The sequence below is a fragment of the Cupriavidus sp. JZ107 genome (assembly GCF_053903255.1).
This window is the reverse complement of record NZ_CP096480.1, coordinates 365654-383373: the sequence shown is the minus strand read 5'-3', so window position 1 is coordinate 383373 and position 17720 is coordinate 365654. Positions and strand designations below refer to the sequence as shown.

The 17720-nt window shown below is 67.2% G+C and carries 14 protein-coding genes and 1 pseudogene; 5 read left to right on the top strand and 10 right to left on the bottom strand.

The window, feature by feature from the left end; translation table 11 throughout:
• Nucleotides 1-15: 15 nt before the first annotated feature.
• The 3 genes from M1D55_RS01635 to M1D55_RS01625 form a co-directional block, all read right to left on the bottom strand.
• On the bottom strand, nucleotides 16-2292 hold the full coding sequence (locus M1D55_RS01635) for a TonB-dependent receptor (protein ID WP_456280913.1): 2277 nt from the start codon (nucleotides 2290-2292) through the stop codon (nucleotides 16-18).
• Nucleotides 2293-2576: 284 nt separating this feature from the next.
• Complete coding sequence (locus tag M1D55_RS01630; RefSeq protein WP_456280912.1) at nucleotides 2577-3962, bottom strand: ATP-binding protein; 1386 nt, start codon at nucleotides 3960-3962, stop codon at nucleotides 2577-2579.
• A complete protein-coding gene (locus tag M1D55_RS01625; protein ID WP_006577291.1) occupies nucleotides 3959-4696 on the bottom strand; it encodes a response regulator in 738 nt (245 codons plus the stop codon). The genes M1D55_RS01630 and M1D55_RS01625 overlap by 4 nt, the downstream gene beginning before the upstream one ends.
• A 236-nt stretch (nucleotides 4697-4932) precedes the next feature.
• Here M1D55_RS01625 and M1D55_RS01620 point away from each other — a divergent pair, with 236 nt between their 5' ends.
• The 4 genes from M1D55_RS01620 (at nucleotide 4933) to M1D55_RS01605 (ending at nucleotide 8968) form a co-directional block, all read left to right on the top strand.
• Nucleotides 4933-5529 carry a GbsR/MarR family transcriptional regulator gene (locus M1D55_RS01620; protein WP_023263990.1) on the top strand — a complete coding sequence of 199 codons (597 nt, stop codon included), beginning with the start codon at nucleotides 4933-4935 and terminating at the stop codon, nucleotides 5527-5529.
• A gap of 6 nt (nucleotides 5530-5535) precedes the next feature.
• Nucleotides 5536-6915: a cytochrome ubiquinol oxidase subunit I gene (locus M1D55_RS01615; protein ID WP_456280911.1), complete on the top strand. Its 1380-nt coding sequence runs from the start codon at nucleotides 5536-5538 to the stop codon at nucleotides 6913-6915.
• The gene (locus M1D55_RS01610; RefSeq protein WP_064574228.1) at nucleotides 6912-7934 is read left to right on the top strand and encodes a cytochrome d ubiquinol oxidase subunit II; all 1023 of its coding nucleotides are present in this window, start codon (nucleotides 6912-6914) and stop codon (nucleotides 7932-7934) included. The genes M1D55_RS01615 and M1D55_RS01610 overlap by 4 nt, the downstream gene beginning before the upstream one ends.
• 86 nt (nucleotides 7935-8020) lie before the next feature.
• Nucleotides 8021-8968 (top strand): oxygenase MpaB family protein, encoded by a 948-nt coding sequence (locus M1D55_RS01605; RefSeq protein WP_456280910.1) that lies wholly within the window; start codon nucleotides 8021-8023, stop codon nucleotides 8966-8968.
• A gap of 19 nt (nucleotides 8969-8987) precedes the next feature.
• Here M1D55_RS01605 and M1D55_RS01600 read toward each other — a convergent pair whose 3' ends face one another.
• From M1D55_RS01600 to M1D55_RS01590, 3 genes are all read right to left on the bottom strand, one after another.
• Nucleotides 8988-9770, bottom strand: coding sequence for an SDR family NAD(P)-dependent oxidoreductase (locus M1D55_RS01600; RefSeq protein ID WP_456280909.1), 783 nt, complete (start codon nucleotides 9768-9770; stop codon nucleotides 8988-8990).
• A gap of 179 nt (nucleotides 9771-9949) precedes the next feature.
• A complete protein-coding gene (locus tag M1D55_RS01595; RefSeq protein ID WP_456281349.1) occupies nucleotides 9950-11167 on the bottom strand; it encodes a PepSY-associated TM helix domain-containing protein in 1218 nt (405 codons plus the stop codon).
• A 69-nt stretch (nucleotides 11168-11236) separates the two neighbouring features.
• Nucleotides 11237-12037 carry an AraC family transcriptional regulator gene (locus tag M1D55_RS01590; RefSeq protein ID WP_456280908.1) on the bottom strand — a complete coding sequence of 267 codons (801 nt, stop codon included), beginning with the start codon at nucleotides 12035-12037 and terminating at the stop codon, nucleotides 11237-11239.
• Nucleotides 12038-12104: 67 nt separating this feature from the next.
• On the opposite strand from M1D55_RS01590, the gene M1D55_RS01585 reads away from it, so the two are divergent.
• The gene (locus M1D55_RS01585) at nucleotides 12105-12809 is read left to right on the top strand and encodes a class I SAM-dependent methyltransferase (RefSeq protein ID WP_082928350.1); all 705 of its coding nucleotides are present in this window, start codon (nucleotides 12105-12107) and stop codon (nucleotides 12807-12809) included.
• A gap of 27 nt (nucleotides 12810-12836) precedes the next feature.
• Here M1D55_RS01585 and M1D55_RS01580 read toward each other — a convergent pair.
• The 4 genes and pseudogenes from M1D55_RS01580 to M1D55_RS01565 form a co-directional block, all read right to left on the bottom strand.
• Nucleotides 12837-13820: pseudogene (locus M1D55_RS01580) on the bottom strand (Bug family tripartite tricarboxylate transporter substrate binding protein); the annotation flags it as partial.
• Nucleotides 13821-14043: 223 nt separating this feature from the next.
• The gene (locus M1D55_RS01575) at nucleotides 14044-15549 is read right to left on the bottom strand and encodes an aldehyde dehydrogenase (protein ID WP_456280907.1); all 1506 of its coding nucleotides are present in this window, start codon (nucleotides 15547-15549) and stop codon (nucleotides 14044-14046) included.
• Entirely contained in the window at nucleotides 15546-16466 is a 921-nt protein-coding gene (locus M1D55_RS01570; RefSeq protein WP_232205367.1) for a DMT family transporter, read from the bottom strand. Before M1D55_RS01570 ends, M1D55_RS01575 begins: the two co-directional genes overlap by 4 nt.
• Nucleotides 16463-17719, bottom strand: coding sequence for a Zn-dependent hydrolase (locus tag M1D55_RS01565; protein ID WP_064574239.1), 1257 nt, complete (start codon nucleotides 17717-17719; stop codon nucleotides 16463-16465). The genes M1D55_RS01570 and M1D55_RS01565 overlap by 4 nt, the downstream gene beginning before the upstream one ends.
• Between the last annotated feature and the right edge of the window lies 1 nt (nucleotide 17720).

The following is a 17720-nucleotide window of genomic DNA, read 5'->3' as shown; positions in this document are numbered from 1 at the left end:
CCCCTTCGTCTCCGCTTAGAACGTCATGCCGACGTTCAGCAGGAACGTCCTGCGCGAGGTCGGCACCGCACGCACGGCGCCGAACGAGGACTGGTAGTTCAGATGGTCCGTCAGGTTGTAGCCGTTCAGCGAGATCCGGTACTTGCCGACCTTGTACGCGATCATCGCGTCCAGCGAGAAGTTGTCCGGCATCTTGGCCGTGTTCGCCGAATCGGCCCAGTAGCCGGTGGCGTACTGCAGGCCGCCGCCGATGGTCAGCTTGCCCGGCACCGGCAGCAGCGTGTGCGGGATGTCATAGGCGGTCCACAGCGTGACGTTGTGGCGCGATACGCCCGGCGCCGCATTGCCGACGATGGCGCCATTGGTGGCCGAAGTCACCTCGCCGCTCAGGTAGGCATAGGCGACATTGGCGGTCCAGCCGCCGACGATGCGGCCGCTCAAGCCCACCTCGACGCCGCGGATCTTGCGGCCCTCGCCCGAATCAGAGAAGCCGTTGGTGATGTCGCCGGTCACCGGATCGACCGTGTAGGCGTTGGCCTTCTTCGTCTGGAAGATCGCGCCGGTGAGGCCCAGACGCTTGTCGAGGAAGTCCACCTTGGCACCGACCTCGATGGTGTCCGAACGCTCGGGCTCGTTGCCGACGCCGTTCTGCGGCACTTCCGATGCCACGCCGCCGACCGCCACTGCGATATCGGTGCCCACGGGCCGGTAGGTACGCGAGAACGACGTGTAGAACATCGTGTCCCTGGTCGGCTCCCAGATCGCGCTGATCGACGGGCTCAGCTTCTTCGAGTCCGCCTTGCCGCCCAGCGTCGAGGCACTGGTCGAGAACTCGCTCTGGAAGTAGTCCCAGCGCAGGCTGCCGAGCAGCGAGAACTTGTCGTTGAACCAGACGCGGTCGTTGATGAACACGCCGACATTGGTCGCATTGGCGTCGCGCGTGTTGGCGTACGCCACCGTCGCGTTCGGGCTGTTGTCGAAGACCGGATTGACGACGGTCTGGTTGTTGTTGCGGCCGGTCCAGCTGCCCATGCTGCGATGGTCGCGCTGGTAGATCGTATCGAGCCCCACCATCGCCTTGTGGCGCAGGCTGCCGGTCATGAACTCGCCCTTGGCGCTCAGCACGTTCTGGATGCCCCAGCCGCGCTGCAGATAGGTCATGCCGCCGCCGGCGCCGTACGACACGGGAACGTTGCCCCCGGCCAGCAGACGCTGGAGATTGGCATAGCTGACCGCGGCCGGATTGGTCGCCGAGAAGTCGCGCTCGTAGTAGCTGAAGCGGGTGTCGTTGCTGATCGTGATGCCGTTGTCGAGCTTCGTCTTGAAGTTCGACGACACCACGTGCGCGTCGGTCCTGTCGCGGTCGGTATTGCGCACGTACGAGGTCGACGACGAGATGCCCGGCACGCCGTACTCGGTCAGCGGACGGTAGATGCCATCGGCGCCCTGCGCGACCGGCACGCCGAAGTCCGGCGCGCCGGTGCGGCGCAGGTACGAATAGTTCAGGTGCCACTCGGTGCTGGTGCCCAGGCCGGTGCCGAAATCGATCGCCAGGCCGCGGCGATCGTCGCCGACGTGGGCGCGGTCGGCCACGCGGCCGTTCTGGAACATGCCGTTGATGCGCAGCGCCGAGGTGTCGTTCAGGCGGAAGTTGCTGTCGACCGTGGTGCGATAGGTGTCTTCGGTGGCGAAACCCTGGTCGATGCTGGTGCTGGTATGCAGGTTCGCCTTCTTGGTGGTCTGGTTGATCAGGCCACCGACATTGCCCACGCCGAAGCTCTCGCCGGAAGGTCCCTTGATGACCTCGACGCTTTCCGTGTTGAACGCATCGCGCTTGTAGGCGCCGAAATCGCGCAGGCCGTCGACATAGATGTCGCCCTTGGCGGACAGGCCACGGATGCGGAACTGGTCGCCGCTCTGGCCGCCGTTGCCCTCGCCGGTCGAGATCGTGATGCCCGGCACGTTCTTCAGGATCTGCTCGAGCGAGGTGGCGTGCTGCTGCTCGATGACCTCCTGCGGCACCACGTTGATCGTCTTCGGCGTTTCGCGGACCGTGTCCGGCAGCCGTGAAATGCCAAGCGGGGCGTCATTGGTGTTCTGGATCGCGTCGCCGGAGACGGTTACCTGGGGCAGCACGTTGCCGCCCGTGCTGGCGCGTCCGCTCCCCGTGCCCTCGCCGGCGGCTGCCTGGGCATGGGCGGCGAGCGGGATCGTCGAGACAGAGATCACCAGACCCGCGGAAGCGCCTGACACCAGCAGGCGGATGGCGTTCGCTATTTTTCTTTGCTGCACGGAGGACTCCAGAGAAGGACAACGGACCTGACGTGCTGCCGAGCCTTCGCTGGAAACAGGAAGCACCCTCCCCGTCAAAGAGGTGAACACCGCATTTCGACGCTCGCCATGGAACGGCAGGCATCGGCACCCGTCAAAATGCGAATGATTACTATTTGATGTTGCCGGCGTTTGTTGATGTGTGGCGGACTATTGCAACGCGCATTCGTTGACACATTTCGCCACAATCGGGTCCGCGCCAGTCGCGCGGCTCGCGCCCGCCGCCGACGCCTGGACCCCACCGCCTAGTTCGGCAGCTCGATGACGGCCCGCAGGCCGCCCTCCGCCCGGTTGTGCAGCGTGACATCGCCGCCGTGGGCGCGGATGCACGAACGGGCGATCGCCAGCCCAAGACCGAGACCGCCGGTGTCGGCGCTGCGCGCGGCATCAAGGCGCGTGAACGGCTCGAATACCCGTTCGAGATGGTCGGGGTCGATGCCCGGGCCCTTGTCGTCGACTTCGATCCGCAGCCTATGCCGGATCCTGTCGGCCACGACGCGGATGCCCACCTCGCCGTAGCGCGCGGCATTGTCGATGATATTGCTCAGCCCGCGCTTCAGATGGACGGGGCGGCAACGATAGAACAGGCCCGGATCGGGCCGCATGTCGCAGCGCACCTCGCAGCGCACCGCGCGCCCCTGGATCGTCTGCTGATCGACGATTTCCTGGATCAACTCGTCGAGCCTGACGTCCTGGGTCGGCTCCTGCAACGCATCGTCGCGCGCGAACTGCAGCGCGCCCTCGACCATCACGCTCATGTCGTCCAGCGTCTTGACCATCGCGTCGCGCAGCTCGCCGTCGTCGATCAGCTCGGCCCGGATCCGCAGCGAGGTCAGCGGCGTGCGCAGATCGTGTCCGATGGCGGCGAACATCTGCGTCCTCCCGTTGACGAAGCGGGTCAGGCTTTCCTGCATGTCGTTGAACGCCCGGGTGATCTCGCGCACGCCGCTGAGCGCGCCGGGCGCGGGCAGGATGACGCGCTCGCCGCGGCTGACGCGCCTGGACGCCTCGGTCAGCAGCCGCAACGGCCGCATGATCCGACGCCCGAACAACAGCGCGATCAACGCCGTCGGCAGCATGCCGACCAGCAGCGAAAAGCTCAGGACACGGGACCAGTGCGCCGGGACCATCGTCGGCCAGTGCCGGCTGCGCAGCCAGCGTCCATTCGGCAACTGGACCTCGATGTCCAGCGCCAGCGCATGGGTGCCGCTGAACGCGCGCTCCAGCCAGTTGCCGCCGCGTTGGCCGCCCCGCTCCGGTTCGGCCTGCTGCAGGCGCACGTGGATCGGCACGTTATCCGCAAGGTCCAGCTGGCTGCGCAGCCGCTGCGCGATGGCTCGCTCCTGCTCGCCCATCCCGTACGGGTCCGGCAAGGCGTGCGCCGCGAGGCGGAACGTCGAATCGGGCAGGCTGATGTCTTGCAGCAGCGCATCCGCATCGGCAGGCCGGCCGGCCAGCCGGTAGGCGGAAAGGATGCGCGTCTCGATGGTCCGCACCGACAGCGGATGGAGCGTGGCATTGTCCGCGCGCCACCACGACAGCGCGACCACGGCGAACACATGCGCGGCGAGCATCGCCAGCAGCCACAGGGCCACCAGCTGGCCCGACAGGCTGCGCGGGAGCCATTTCATGACGGCAGCACCGAGACCTTGGTCGCCAACAGATAGCCGTCGCCGCGAACGGTCTTCAGCATGCCGGGATGGCGCGGATCGGGTTCCAGTTTCTTGCGCAGGCGGCTGACCTGGCTGTCGATGCTGCGGTCGAACGTCATCGTGCCGGAGCGCTGCGTCATGTCGAGCAGCTGGCTGCGGCTCAGCACGCGGTTGGCGTTCTCGACCAACGCGCGCAGCAGATGAAACTCGGCGGTGCTCAGCGGCACCTCCTCGTCGCGCGGATTGCGCAGCGCCCGCGTCCTGGTATCGAAGGTCCAGCCGCAGAACGTAAAGCGGTATTCCCTGGGCGCCGGCACGTCCGCCGGCTCGCGCGCCTCCGGCACGCGGTTGCGTCGCAGCACGCTGCGGATCCGGGCCACCAGCTCGCGCGGGTCGAAGGGCTTGACCACATAATCCGCCGCGCCGATCTCCAGACCGGCGATGCGGTCCGCCTGCTCGGTCATCGCGGTCAACAGGATCACCGGCGTTCCCACATGCTCGGACACGTAACGGCACAGCGACAGCCCGTCCTCGCCCGGCAGCATGATGTCCAGGATGATCAGGCTGTAGCGGCGCGCTTCCAGGCGCTGGCGCATCGCCTTGCCGTCGGCCACGGCCTCTACATCGAAATCGAAGCGCCTGATGTAAGTCGACAAGGGATCACGAATGTCCTTGTGATCGTCGACGATCAGGATGCTGGGACGGGGGTCCATTGTGCTCACACTGCTATCAATAAACGAGAATCGTTATCGTATTTTACCGTGAGGCGGCCTGGCGGCTCGGCAACGGGCTGCGGCACCCGGCTGCGGCACCCGGCTGCGGCACCCAGCTGCGGCACTCGGTTCGGCAACGAGTGCGACACCCGGTCGCACTCCGGCGTCCTCGCTTGCCCAGCATCACGTTCCGTTTTAAACTTTCAAAAATTACTGAAAATTCAAAACAGACAAACATGCAACTGTCGCCCCTGATCCAGCGCTTCGTCCTTCATTTCGGCGAAATGGGAAGCCGCTGGGGGATCAACCGCACCGTCGGCCAGATCTACGCGCTGCTGTTTACCGCGGCCCGCCCGCTCAATGCCGATGAGATCGCCGAGTCGCTGGGTTTCTCGCGCTCCAACGTCAGCATCGGGCTGAAGGAACTGGAGTCGTGGAACCTGGTACGGCTTTCGCACCAGCCGGGCGACCGGCGCGAGTACTTCTCGGCGCCGGACGATGTCTGGGCCATTTTCCGGACCCTGGCCGAAGAACGCCGCCGCCGGGAGATCGACCCGACTTTGTCAATGTTGCGGGAAGTTCAGCTCGAAACGCCGTCCGATCCCGACGACAAGCATGCCCAGCGGCGCATGCAGGAGATGTACGAGCTGATCCTGCTGGTGACGGGCTGGTTCAACGATATGCAAAAGCTTGATATCGCCACTTTGGAAAAATTAATGCGACTGGGCTCCCGCGTGACTAAGCTGCTGGAAGTGAAGGACAAGCTATCCGGGGCCGTCGGCGGCAAACCCGCCGAAGGCAAGCGCAAGCCGGCTCGCACCAAGAAGGAGTAGTGCCCCATGTTGTCGTCGCTCGACCCGATCCTGCTGGCGCGGATCCAGTTCGCCGCCAATATCACCTTCCACATCCTGTTCCCCACCATCAGCATCGCGCTCGGCTGGGTGCTGCTGTTCTTCAAGCTGCGCTACGGCAAGACCGGCGACGAACGATGGATGGCGGCCTATCGCTTCTGGGTCAAGGTGTTCGCGCTGACCTTCGCGCTGGGTGTGGTCAGCGGCATCACGATGAGCTTCCAGTTCGGCACCAACTGGCCGGGCTATATGGAGACGGTCGGCAATATCGCCGGCCCGCTGCTGGCCTACGAGGTGCTGACCGCGTTCTTCCTGGAGGCGACCTTCCTCGGCATCATGCTGTTCGGCATGCGCCGGGTCAGCAATCGCACTCATACCATCGCCACGCTGCTGGTTGCCGGCGGCACCACGCTGTCGGCGTTCTGGATCCTGGCGCTGAACTCGTGGATGCAGACGCCCGCCGGCTTCGAGATGATCGACGGCAAGGCCCATGTGGTCAGCTGGCTGCAGGTCATCTTCAACCCGTCGTTCCCGTTTCGCCTGACCCATATGCTGATCGCCTCGGGCCTGACGGTGTCGTTCCTGCTGGCGGGCATCTCGGCCTACCGCTGGCTGCGCAACGACCGCTCGCCGGAGGTCCGCTCGACCATGCGCACCGGCGTGATGGTGGCAGCGGTGCTGATCCCGCTGCAGATCATCGTCGGCGACCTGCATGGCCTCAATACGCTGGAACACCAGCCGGCCAAGATCGCGGCGATGGAAGGCATCTGGACCACGGGCACCAGCGTCCCGGCCGTGCTGTTCGGCTGGCCCAATGCGGTGACCCAGAGCACCGACTGGGAAATCTCGATCCCGAAGCTGGCGTCCTTCTACCTGACCCACACCTTCGATGGCGAGGTCAAGGGCATCGACGCGTTCCCCGGCAAGCATCCGCCCGTGGCGCCGGTGTTCTTCGCCTTCCGCATCATGGTCGGCGTCGGCATGCTGATGCTGCTGGTTTCCTGGCTGGCGGCCTGGCAATTCAAGCGCCGCGGCGAGCCGTCCAGGGGCGTGGCCCGCATGCTGCTGGCGATGACCTTCTCGGGCTGGATCGCGCTGGTCGCCGGCTGGTATGTCACCGAGATCGGCCGCCAGCCCTACCTGGTCTACGGCGTGCTGACCACCGCGGAGGCCGCCTCGAAGGTGCCGGCGACGATGGTCGGCTCGACCCTGCTGATGTACCTGTCGCTGTACCTGCTGCTGATCGCGGCCTATATCTCGGTGGTGTTCTATCTGGCCCGCCGCGCCGGCACCGATCCGGCCATCGACGAACCGGAAATCGAAACCCCTCAACCCGTCATCGGCGGCAAGCCATGGAGCGCGCAATGACCGACCTGACCCAACCCGCCGGCTGGATGCCGCTGGTCTTCCTGGCCCTGATGGGGCTGTCGATGCTGATCTACGTGATCCTGGACGGCTACGACCTCGGCGTCGGCGTGCTGCTGCGGCGCGCCGACGATGCCGACAAGGACACGATGATCGCGTCGATCGGACCCTTCTGGGATGCCAACGAAACGTGGCTGGTGCTCGGCGTCGGCCTGCTGCTGACGGCCTTCCCGATGGCGCACGGCGTGATCCTGACCAATCTGTACCTGCCGGTCGCGCTGATGCTGGCCGGGCTGATCCTGCGCGGCGTGGCCTTCGACTTCCGCGTCAAGGCGCGCGCCCACCACAAGCCGTGGTGGAACTGGGCCTTCTACGGCGGCTCGCTGCTGGCCTCGTTCTCGCAGGGCCTGATGCTGGGCCTCTATATCACCGGCTTCGAATACGGCTGGCTCGACCTGCTGTTCGCGGTGGTGGTGGGCCTGTGCCTGGTCGCGGGCTACTGCCTGCTCGGCGCCAGCTGGCTGATCATGAAGACCACCGGCAGCCTGCAGGCGCGGGCCATTTACTGGGCCCGGCGCAGCCTGTGGCTGACCGGCGTGGGCGTGGCCGCCATCTCGGTGGTGACGCCGCTGGTCAGCGAGCGGATCTTCGACAAGTGGTTCTCGCTGCCGAACATCATCCTGCTGGCGCCGATTCCGCTGATCACGATCGCGCTGTTCGTGGTGATCGACCGGCTGCTGCGGCGCATGGGCCCGCTGCAGAGGGCGGGGAACGACCGCCTGGCCTGGGTGCCCTTCGTCGGCACCGCGGTGATCTTCCTGATGGCGTTCAACGGCCTGGCTTACAGCCTGTTCCCCTACCTGGTGGTCGACCAGCTCGACATCTGGCAGGCCGCCAGCGCGCCGGAATCGCTGGCCGTGATCCTGATCGGCGCGGTCATCGTGCTGCCCACCATCCTCGGCTACACGATCTACGCTTATCGCGTGTTCTGGGGCAAGGCCACCGACCTTCGTTACTATTAGGCTGATTCAGGAGGCTGTTTCAGGCTGATTCAGGCCGATCAAGGCGATTTGGCCTTTCACCGAAGGCGGTACGAGATCAGGCAGGCATGAAGGGCAGTGAAGGAAGCAGGCAAGGGCTGAACGCTGCGGCATCGCGCCCGGGCGGTGTGGTCCGCCGGGTGCGCGAACAGGCCGGCGCGCACGTCCGCGCGCTGACCCGCAGCAACTCCGGCCTGACGCTCGACTACGACAATCCCCCGGGCGATCCGGGCCTGTTCGGGCCCGATGCGGTCTGCTGGCGCGTGCATGGCGACTTTCCCGCGATGCTCGCCGGCGGTGTCAGCGCGCTGCTGATGCAGACGATGCACCCGCTGGCGCTGGCCGGGGTCTGGGACCACTCCAGCTTTCGTACCGACATGCAGGGGCGGCTGGGCCGCACCGCACAGTTCATTGCCGGCACCACCTATGGCAACCGCGCCGACGCGATGCGCCTGATCGAACGGGTGCGCCGCATCCACACCGGCGTGACCGGCACCGCGCCCGACGGCCGCCCCTATGCGGCCAGCGATCCCGCCCTGCTGACCTGGGTCCACGTGGCCGAGGTGTCGAGCTTCCTTGCCGCCTACCTGCGCTATGTCCGGCCCCTGTCCGCCGCCGAGCAGGATCGCTACTACGACGAGGTGGCGCTGATCGCCGAACTGCTGGGCGCCACCGAAGTGCCGCGCTCTCGCGACCAGATCGCGGCGTACCTGCAGAAGATGCGCCCGCAATTGCTGGTGACCGAACGCACCCATGAGGTGGTGCGGCTGGTGATGCAGATGCCGGTGGCCAATCCGCTGCTGGTGCCGGCGGTACGCATCATGGCCGATGCCGGCATCGCGCTGCTGCCGGACTGGGTGCGGCGCGAGCTGGGACTGGCCGGCGCCAGCATCAGTGCACTGCGGCGGCCGCTGTCGCTGGCCGGCATGCGCGTGCTGGCGCCGACGCTGCGCTGGTCGCTCGGCGGCGGGCTGGCCGCACGCGCCCGGCGGCGGGCGGCGACCGCTCCCCACTGACGCGCCGCCCCGTGTCGGCTCAAGCGCCCTGTCCCTGATACAGCATCAATGCCCCATCGACGACGATCGTGGTCCCATGGATATAGCGCGCCTGCTCCGATGCCAGGAACAGCGCGACATGGGCGATTTCCTCCGGCTGCGCCGCCCGCTTCATCGGGATCGACTGCACTTGCTGCTCGCGCACCTTCGGATCGTCGACCGCCTGCTGGTTCATCGGCGTCAGCACCATGCCCGGCGCGATATTGTTGACGTTGATGTTCTTCTCGGCCAATTCCAGCGCGAGCGTGGTGGTCAGGTTGCGCAGCCCTCCCTTGGACGCATCGTAGCCGGCGGCCCCGGCACGCGGGATTTCCTGGTGCACGCTGGTGATATTGATGATGGTGCCGTGCCGCCCGCTGCCTTCGAGTCCGCGGATGAACTCGCGGCAGCAATAGAAGGGACCGTACAGATTGGTACGAATCGCCCGGTCCCAATCCTCGTCGGACAGATCCTTGACATGGGTGCCGGTCGCATCGACGCCGGCGCCATTGACCAGGATGGTCGGTAGCCCCAGCTGGTCGCGCGTACTGCGGAACAATTCGGCGACGCTGGCCGGGTCGGCCTGATCCAGGGCCACGACGATCGCCTTGCGGCCGGCGCCTTCCACCTCGCGGCGGGTCTGCTCCGCCCCTTCCCGGTCGGTGTGCCATGTGATGGCGACGTCCGCGCCCTCCCTGGCGAAAGCGATCGCGGTGGCCCGGCCGATGCCCGAATCGGATCCCGTGACGATGGCGATGTCGTTCTGAAAGCGGGGTGTCTGCATGACAGCCTCCATGGGCGAGAAAATCGACACCGCCGCAAGGGTCGTACCGGCGCGGCAACGCCGGGCTCGCCGCCTGAAAGGACGGAACCGCAGCGGACATGCCATCAGGCGCTCGCGGAATTTCCAACCGGCTGCAATCTTTACCGCCAGCAACGGCCGAGAGGGCCGGGACAGTCGCCTCAGCCCGCCGAACGATAGCCCGCCTGTACCGGCCGGCGCGATGCCGCCGCGCGACGCCCGGCCCGCTTGCGCACCCAGATCACCACGCCGGTCACGCACAGCATCGCCACCACCAGCCCCATCAGCGAAATCAGCACGCGCCCCGGCAGGCCGAGGATGCGGCCGGAATGCAGCGGGAATTGCGCCTGCAGGAACAGGTCGCCGGCGCTGCCGGTGCCCGGGATGCTGCCGCCCGCCGGCGCCAGCGTCCTGCCGTCGAAGTACAGCCAGTTGTTGCCCAGGCCGCCGTCGCCATGGTCGTTGCCGGCCTCGAAGAAGCCGACGCCATAGAGGCCGTACGGCGACGAGTAGAAGATGCCGCCGGCCGGTTCTGGCCAGCCGCGGCGCGTCCCTTCAGCCCGCGCCGCGGCGAGCACCTGCTCGCGCGTGACCGCCGGCTCGTGCGGCTGGTCCAGCGGGCGCGGCGTGCGCTTGTCGAATTCGTTGGGACTCAGCGGCGACAGCTTGGCCACCAGCGGCCGCATCACCTGCGTCTCCAGGTTCATCGAGATCGACGTCACGGCCAGCAGCAACAGCAGGCCCCACAACCAGACCGCGCCCGATCGATGCAGGTCGAAGTTCAGCGCATAGCCGCCCTTGCGCCAGCGGAAGGCGAACGACTTGCGCCATGCGGCACGATTCGGGAACGACAGCCACAGCGCGATCAGGCAATCCAGCGCCCACGCCATCGCGATCAGCCCCATGAACCATTTGCCCAGCTCGATGCCCCAGCCGTCGGGAATATGCATCGTGTAGTGAAGCTTGTAGAGGAAGGGCAGCAGGTTTTCGCGTGACAGCGAGATCGCGCCCCACATCCGGCGCGCCTGGATCTCGCCGGTGACCGGGTCGACCGCGATCTGGTTGAAGCCCAGGTCGAAGGGCTTGCCGGTGGCCGGATCGATCCGCCCCTCGACGAACATCGTCAATGCATGGCCCGGCTCGATTTCCAGCGGCGTATAGCTGATGCGCAGCCGCGGATCGGCCTGCTCGATATGGCGCGCCAACTCCAGCGCCGGCATCGGCACGCCTTCGGTGCGCGCCTGGAACAGCTGCGGATTGAGCCATTCGTCGAGCTCGTGATCCCACGAGATGATGGCGCCGGTCAGGCCCGAGATGAACAGGAAGATGGCGGCGGCAAGGCCGAACCAGCGGTGCAGCCGGACGAGAAGAGAGCGCATGGGGGTCAGAGGGGACATGGTTCCTCTGGCATTGACGAATCACGGCGCGGCATCGGAACCGAGCCATGTTCAATCGGCCTGCGCGCTAGCCTTGACGGTGACCGGCGCATACCCGTACTGACGGGAAAAGGCGCGCGAGAACGCAGCGGCACTGCCGAATCCGGCGCGGCTGGCGACCGCCTTGACGCTATGTCCCAGGGCAAGCTGGGCCCGGCCGAAAGCCAGGCGCCACGAAGTCAGGTAATCGGCCGGCGTGGTGCCGACGGTCCGGGCGAACTGTGCAACGAAATGGCTGCGCGACATGCCGGCGATACGGGCCAGATCGTCGGTGCGCCACTGTCGCGCCGGCTCGTCATGCATGGCGACCAGGCACGGATGGAGCCTCGGGTGGGCCAGGCCAGCCAGCAGGCCCGCATTGACGGTGCCCATCGCGATCGCGCGGCGCACCGCGAGCACCACGATGATTTCGCAAAGCCGGTCCTTGACGGTCGGACTGCCGCACCTGCAGTCCTCGACTTCGGCGACGAACAATTCCGCCAGGCCCCGCATCTCTGGCCGCTCGGCCAGCGGGAACACCAGTTCGTCGGGCAAGGCACCGACCAGAGGATTGGTCGCGCCGCCGAAATCCACGGCCGCGGCGGCCAGAACCGCGCCGTCGGTATGGCAAGGCGTTCCGCCCGAGGCACGGAAGACAAGATGCGTGGGAACGCCAATACCGCCGTCCGCATCGTCAGCATCGCCCATGACATACAGCCCGGCGAGCGTCCCACCTCTCCCCGCATCCGCGCCCGCGACAGCCCGCAGGCCGAACGCCCGCAGGAAGGCAGCCAATCGATCATGTTTTGCTTCGCGCACCGGCATTTCGATCATCTCTTTGCCCGAAAGGATGATCGATCTTATGCCAGACTTGGCCGATCGCAATACAGGAACAAGAACGATGACTGCCGACACCGCCGCCAAATTCGATCCCTTGCGCGCTGCCGAATACGACAGACAGAGCCGGATCGCGCTCGCCGGCTACGACGCCTGCCATGAACTGGCCGCCTGCATGCTGACCGCCGCGCTTGGCCCCGGGTCGAGCGCCACCGTGCTGGTCGCGGGCGCCGGCGGTACCGGCAACGAGATCGTGGTCGCCGGCGCGCTCGAGCCGAACTGGCGCTTCGTCGCGGTCGATCCCTCGCAGCCGATGCTGGAGCTCGCGCTGGCCCGAGTCCGCGAGGCCGGCCTGCTGGGGCGTACCGAGCCCGTGCTCGGCGTGGTCGCCGATCTGCCGGCCGAGGTCCGCTTCGACGCCGCGACGCTGATCGGCGTGCTGCACCACCTGCCGGGCGACGAAGCCAAGCAGGCGATTCTTCGCGACATTGCCCAGCGCCTGAAGCCGGGCGCGCCGCTGGTCCTTGCCGGCAACCGCTACGCCTATGCCTCGCGGCCGCTGCTGATGGCCGCGTGGGGGCAGCGCTGGCGCATGAACGGCGCCAGCGAGGAAGAGGTTCGCATCAAGCAAGGCAAGATCCTGCAGGGTGCGGATCCGCCGCAATCTGACGAGGCCGTCGCCACGCTGCTGTCCGACGCTGGCTTCGAGAAGCCCGAGCCGTTCTTCTCGAGCCTGTTCTGGGGAGCCTGGGTGGCCCGACGGGCCTGACTCCGCTGGCGGCAACGCGATGCCTTTCTGCAGCGTCAGCCCCGACTGCCTGACTAGCTTTTCGGTACGCGGGATCTCCGCCTCGACCATCGCACGGAAATCGGCCACGCTGCCGCCGCGCGGCTCGGCGCCCGTCGCGGCCAGCTTGTCGCGGAAGGCAGCGTCCAGCAGATGCCGGTTGATCGAGGCATTGAGCTTGCCCACGATGTCCGCCGGCGTTCCCTTGGGCGCGACGATGCCGTACCACGGCGCGATGTCGTAGCCGGGATAGCCCTGCTCCGCGATGGTCGGCACATCGGGCGCCATCGCCGAGCGTTTGGCGTTCGACACGCCGAGCGCCCTCAGTTTCCCGGCCTTGACGTAGGGCAACCCCGTCATGATGGTGTCGAAGTACATCGACACCTGGCCCGACAGCAGGGCCGGAATCGCTTCGCCCGCGCCCTTGTACGGCACGTGCACGATGTCGATGCCGGCCATCGCCTTGAGCATTTCGCCGGCCATGTGCGAGGTGGTGCCGGCACCGAACGACGCATAGGTCAGCTTGCCCGGATTGGCCTTGGCGTAGGCCACCATTTCGGGCAGCGTCCTGAACGGCAGCGACGGATGCGACAGCAGGATATTCGGCGTATAGGCCACCACCGCCACCTTCTCGAAGGCATCCGGGTCGTAGCTCAACTTCTTGTAGAGAAAACGGTTGGTCACCATCGAGGCGGGTCCCGACATCAGCAGCGTATAGCCGTCGCCCGGCGCGCGGGCCACTGCCTCGCTGCCGATCATCGCGGCGGCGCCGGGCTTGTTTTCGATCACGAAGCTCTGGCCATGTTCTTTGGCCAGGGCCTGGCCAAGCTGGCGCGTGATCAGGTCGGTAGCGGCGCCGGGGTTGAACGGCACCACGATCCTGACCGGCTGACGGGGCCATGCGGAATCGGCATGACTCCACGACGATGCGGCAAGGATGGCAAGCGCGGTGACGGCAAGGCAGGCGCGAAGAAGACGGCAACGTAGTGGCATCGACAGACCTCTTTGAGCGAAGGGAATGCACCCGCTCGGCGGCGGGCGACGCGCAGTTCATCGCAACTGCCGTGCCACGAGAAAGCGCGCGAAATACGCCGAAAACCACGGCGATGTGGACGCATGTCTCCCGCCGGCGCCATCGGCATGACGCCAGTCCCCTCGTTGCACCACGGCGCACCAATCCGGTCGGTTCGGGCTCACCGTCCGGGGGCAAACGCCGCTACACCAGGCTGATCCAGGTCGTCTTCAGATCCGTGTATTTGTCCAGCGCATGCAGCGACTTGTCGCGGCCCGAGCCCGACTGCTTGACGCCGCCGAACGGCACCGTGATATCGCCGTCCATATAGCAGTTGACCCATACCAGCCCCGCCCGCAGCTGCCGCGACACGCGATGCGCGCGTGCCAGGTTGGCCGTCCACAGCCCGGAGCCGAGACCATTGGGCGAGTCGTTGGCCATGCGCAGCGCCTCTTCCTCGGTGTCGAACACGGTGACCGCCAGCACCGGCCCGAAAATTTCCTCGCGCACGATCGACAGCGATTGGGCCGGACACTCGAAGATCGTCGGCTGCAGGAAGTAGCCGCCGGTTTCCGCGCGCACGCGTTGGCCACCCAGTCGCAGCCGCGCGCCTTCGCGCTGGCCCGCGGCGACATACGACATCACGCGGTCGAGCTGGCGCGCATCGACGATCGCGCCCATCGCGGACGACGGGTCCAGCGGATCGCCGGGCTGCATGTTGGCGGCGCAGGCCTCGAGCTTCGTCATGAACGCATCGTAGATGCCGCGCTGCACGTAGAGACGCGAGCCGGCGATGCAGATCTCGCCCTGGTTGTTGAAGATGCCGATCGCCGCGGCCTGCGCCGCGCGGTCCAGGTCCGGGCAGTCGTCGAAGACGATATGCGGCGACTTGCCGCCGCATTCGAGCCAGACCCGCTTCAGGTTCGATTGGCCCGCATATTCCAGGAAGCGCTTGCCGGTAGCTGTCGAGCCGGTGAACGCGATGCAGTCCACGTCGGCATGCCGGCCCAGCGCCTGCCCCGCCTGCGCGCCGAACCCCGGCACCACGTTGAACACGCCGGCCGGAATGCCGGCTTCCTCGGCCAGTGCGGCCAGACGCAGCGCGCTCAGGGGCGACTGCTCGGCAGGCTTGAGCACCACGCTGTTGCCGGCGGCCAGCGCGGGCGCGACCTTCCAGCTTGCCATCAGCAGGGGATAGTTCCACGGCACCACCGCCGCGACCACCCCCAGCGGCTCGCGCGTGATCGTGGCCAGCACGTTGGCATCGGTCGGCGCGATCTCGTCGTAGATCTTGTCGATCGCCTCCGCATACCACGCGTAGGTGCGCGCCGATTCGGGAATGTCGTACAACAGCGTGTCGGCGATCGGCTTGCCCATGTCCAGCGTCTCGAGCAACGCCAGTTCCTCGCGATGCGCATCGATCAGCGCCGCCAGCCGCAGCAGCGTGGCCTTGCGCTCGCGGCGCGGCATGGCCGCCCAGAGGCCCTGCTCGAAGGCCCTGCGGGCCGCGGCGACCGCGCGGTCCACGTCGGCCCCGGCGCATGCCGCCACCTTCGCCAGCACGTTGCCGGTGGCCGGATCGATGCTGTCGAAGGTGGCGCCATCGGCGGCGTCGGTCCATCGGCCGTCGATATAGGCCTGTCCGCGCAGGTTCGGGACGATCGACTGCGCGCGTTGCCGCCAGTAGGCCAGGTCGTGAAGCTCGCTCATGAGGGTTGCCTCGAATCAAGGGAGGAAGGAGAAACCGGTGCCGCGGCGCGCGCGGGCAGCGTCAGCGACAACCCGGCGCCGACGATCAGCGCGATGCCGCCCATGGCAAGCCCGTCGGGCCAGCGGCCGAACCACCAGGCGCTGTAGACCAGCGCCAGCAGCAGATGGCAATAGTTCAGCGGCGCCAGCGTGGAAGCCGGCGCGCGCTGCAGCGCCAGGATCAGCAGCACCTGGGCCAGCGCGCTCATGAAGCCCATGGCGAGGATCGTCAGCCAGTCGACCAGGTCCGGCCACACCGCGGGCAGGAAGAACGGCGCCGGCAAGCCGGTGGCGATCATGCAGATGATCGCCGCGAAGCCGTACTGCACCGTCGCATCGACCTTGCCGGCCATGCGCCGGGTCAGCAGTTGCAGCAGCGCGTAGCCGAGCATGGCCGCCACCATCAGCGCCGTGCCGATCCACGACAACTGGCCGCCGGGGCGCACGATCAACAGCATGCCGGCGAATCCCGTTGCCACCGCCAGCCACTGACGCGCGCCGACGCGCTCGGCCAGCAACCACGGCGACAGCGCCACCACGACCAGCGGCGCCATGAAATAGATCGCGGTCGCTTCGGCGAGCGGCATCCACAGCAGCGCGGTCATGAAGCAGGTACCCATGACCGCCAGCATCAGGCCCCGCAACACCAGCAAGCCGCGATGGGGCGTGCGCCAGAAGCGCAGGCGGCCCGCATTCGCCAGCATCGCGATGGCAACGGTGCAGGTGGCCGCATAACGTACCGCATTGAGGAAGGGCGCAGGATAGCGCCCCACCAGGTGCTTGGCGGTCGCATCGACGGTGGCGAACAACATCACCACGCACAGGAACAGCAGCCCGCCGCGCCACCAGCCGCTTTCGCGGCCCAGGCCGGCGTTCACGCGCCCGCCCGCGCCACCATCGCGCCGAGCAGCACGTTGGCGCCCGCCTCCAGATGCTCGGGCCTGGCGTCCTCGATCTCGTTGTGGCTGATGCCGTCCTTGCACGGCACGAAGATCATCGCCGTCGGCGCGACGCTGGCCATGTAGACCGCGTCATGACCGGCGCCGGTCACGATGTCCTGATGCCGGTAGCCGCGCGCCTCGGCTTCGTTGCGCACGTCGGCGACCAGCTCGGCGGCGAACGGCGTCGGCGGGAAATACTGCACGTCGCGCACATCGACTTCCAGCGGCGTGCCGGCGCTGGCGCCAGGGATGGTGCCGGCGGCCAGCGCTGCGCAGGCCGCGCGAAAGCGCGCATCCATCTCGGCCAGCCGCGCCGCATCCTCGTGGCGCAGGTCCACCGTGAACGTCACGGCGCCGGGAATCACGTTGCGCGAGGCCGGATGGACATTGACCACGCCGACGGTGCCGCGGCCATGCGGCGCGAAATCGTTGGCGATGCGCACCACTTCCTGCATCAGGAAGGTGGCGCCATACAACGCATCGCGCCGCAGCGGCATCGGCGTCGGGCCCGCATGCGCCTCCATGCCGGTCACCGTCACGTCGTACCAGCGCAGGCCCAGCGAGCCGGTCACCACGCCGATCACGTTGTCCGCGGCCTCGAGGATCGGGCCCTGTTCGATATGGGCCTCGAAATAGGCGCCGACCTGACGGCCGCCGACCTCCGCGCTGCCGGCATAGCCGATCGCCCGCAGCTCGTCCTCGACGCGCTTGCCGTCGCGGTCCGTCGCGTCCAGCGCCGTCCGCAGCGGGAAGATGCCGGCGAACACGCCGGAGCCCATCATCACCGGCACGAAGCGCGTGCCTTCCTCATTGGTCCAGATCGCAACCTCGAGCGGCGCCTCGGTCTGGATGCCGCGATCGTTCAGCGTGCGTATCACCTCCAGCCCGGCCAGCACCCCGAAACAGCCGTCGAACTTGCCGCCGGTCGGCTGCGTATCGATATGGCTGCCGGTCATCACCGGCGGCAGCGCGTCATTGCGGCCGGCACGGCGGCCGAAGATATTGCCGACCTTGTCGACCGTCACGGCCAGGCCGGCCTCGCGCATCCAGCCGGTCACGAGGTCGCGCCCCTGACCATCCAGCTCGGTCAGCGCCAGCCGCGCGTTGCCGCCCTTCGGCGTCGCGCCGATGCGCGCCAGCGCCATCAGCGAATCCCACAGGCGCTGGCCGTCGATCTTCAGTGTCGTCATT

Bases quoted from the DNA above. Each gene is read 5' to 3' on its own strand.
- M1D55_RS01600 (WP_456280909.1), bottom strand. From the start codon at position 9,770: ATGCAGACACCCCGCTTTCAGAACGACATCGCCATCGTCACGGGATCC.
- M1D55_RS01625 (WP_006577291.1), bottom strand. From the start codon at position 4,696: ATGGACCCCCGTCCCAGCATCCTGATCGTCGACGATCACAAGGACATT.
- M1D55_RS01575 (WP_456280907.1), bottom strand. From the start codon at position 15,549: ATGAGCGAGCTTCACGACCTGGCCTACTGGCGGCAACGCGCGCAGTCG.
- M1D55_RS01585 (WP_082928350.1), top strand. From the start codon at position 12,105: ATGACTGCCGACACCGCCGCCAAATTCGATCCCTTGCGCGCTGCCGAA.
- M1D55_RS01610 (WP_064574228.1), top strand. From the start codon at position 6,912: ATGACCGACCTGACCCAACCCGCCGGCTGGATGCCGCTGGTCTTCCTG.
- M1D55_RS01620 (WP_023263990.1), top strand. From the start codon at position 4,933: ATGCAACTGTCGCCCCTGATCCAGCGCTTCGTCCTTCATTTCGGCGAA.
- M1D55_RS01605 (WP_456280910.1), top strand. From the start codon at position 8,021: ATGAAGGGCAGTGAAGGAAGCAGGCAAGGGCTGAACGCTGCGGCATCG.
- M1D55_RS01565 (WP_064574239.1), bottom strand. From the start codon at position 17,719: ATGACGACACTGAAGATCGACGGCCAGCGCCTGTGGGATTCGCTGATG.
- M1D55_RS01590 (WP_456280908.1), bottom strand. From the start codon at position 12,037: ATGATCGAAATGCCGGTGCGCGAAGCAAAACATGATCGATTGGCTGCC.
- M1D55_RS01595 (WP_456281349.1), bottom strand. From the start codon at position 11,167: ATGCGCTCTCTTCTCGTCCGGCTGCACCGCTGGTTCGGCCTTGCCGCC.
- M1D55_RS01615 (WP_456280911.1), top strand. From the start codon at position 5,536: ATGTTGTCGTCGCTCGACCCGATCCTGCTGGCGCGGATCCAGTTCGCC.
- M1D55_RS01630 (WP_456280912.1), bottom strand. From the start codon at position 3,962: ATGAAATGGCTCCCGCGCAGCCTGTCGGGCCAGCTGGTGGCCCTGTGG.